The sequence below is a fragment of the Micromonospora deserti genome, from assembly GCF_003236335.1.
Lineage (GTDB): Bacteria > Actinomycetota > Actinomycetes > Mycobacteriales > Micromonosporaceae > Micromonospora > Micromonospora deserti.
The window spans coordinates 1-811 of record NZ_POUB01000527.1 but is presented as its reverse complement, the minus strand read 5'-3'; the positions used below and the strand labels follow the sequence as shown (position 1 = coordinate 811).

The window sequence follows — 811 nt, the reverse complement described above, 5'->3', positions numbered from 1 at the left end:
CCCTGGTCGGGGCGGGGCTCGGCGGGCTGCTCATCTGGTGGTTCGGGGTGACCTGGGCGCTCCTCATCGACGCGGCCAGCTTCGCGGTGTGCGCGGTGCTGGTCGGCGTCCTGGTGCGTCCGCCGGCGGCCACCGCCGCGCCAGCCGAGCCGGAGGGGTACCTGCGCGCGCTCGGCGGCGGCTTCCGCTACCTGGGCCGGGACCGGATGCTGCTGACCATGCTGCTGGTGATCTCGGCGTTGAACATGGTGGCCAACGCGAGCATCGCCGTCTACATCCCGCTCTGGGTGGCCGACGTGCTGGGCAACCCGGCGGGTCTGGGCCTGGTACTCGGGGCGTTCTCGGCCGGCGCCCTGCTGGGCAACCTGCTCTTCACGGTGCTGGGCCCACGCCTGCCCCGCTATCTGACCTTCGTGGTCGGCGCGGCGGCCAGCGGCGCGCCGCGGCTGCTGGCGCTGGCGCTCAGCGAGGAACTGCCGGTGGTGCTGGCGGTGACGTTCCTGTCCGGCATCGGCATCGCGGTGGTGAACCCGCTGCTCGGGGTCGCGCTCTACGAGCGGGTGCCGGCCGGGTTGCAGACCCGGGTGATCGGGCTGGCCGGGTCGCTGGCCTTCGTCGGGCTGCCGGTGGGCGCGCTGCTCGGCGGCTGGTCGGTGGCCGCGTTCGGGCTGGTCCCCGCCCTGCTGGCGATGGCCGCCGCCTGCCTGCTGGTCACCGTCCTGCCCCTCACCCGCACTTCCCCGACCCGCACTCTCCCGGCCCCGGTCTCTCCCGATGACCGAGAGGTTCGCGTCAGCGGGAGCGCCGTTCC

The 811-nt window shown here is 74.4% G+C and carries 1 protein-coding gene; it reads left to right on the top strand.

Annotated features, from left to right (window positions below; translation table 11 throughout):
- Positions 1–811, top strand: an 811-nt coding sequence (locus C1I99_RS31735; protein ID WP_146604117.1) for an MFS transporter, incomplete at both ends; no start/stop codon positions are given.